Raw genomic sequence first — 246 nt, forward strand, 5'->3', positions numbered from 1 at the left:
TTTTCCGCGCGCAAAAGCAAAACCCCCGGTCATCGCTGACCAGGGGTTTTGGGATAGGAGCTTGACGATGACCTACTCTCACATGGGGAGACCCCACACTACCATCGGCGATGCGTCGTTTCACTTCTGAGTTCGGGAAGGGATCAGGTGGTTCCAACGCTCTATGATCGTCAAGCAATTCGGTTGGATATCCGTTCGCTTGGGCTTACGTCTATCCGGATTCAGGTATGTGATTTCAAGGTGTTT

At 52.0% G+C, this 246-nt stretch carries 1 rRNA gene; it reads right to left on the reverse strand.

Annotation, left to right across the window (positions count from 1 at the left end):
- Positions 1 to 59: 59 nt before the first annotated feature.
- Positions 60 to 175 (reverse strand): 5S ribosomal RNA (gene rrf / locus HMPREF3014_RS26065).
- Positions 176 to 246: the final 71 nt, after the last annotated feature.

Source organism: Pseudomonas sp. HMSC065H01 (assembly GCF_001815235.1).
Taxonomy (GTDB): domain Bacteria; phylum Pseudomonadota; class Gammaproteobacteria; order Pseudomonadales; family Pseudomonadaceae; genus Pseudomonas; species Pseudomonas aeruginosa.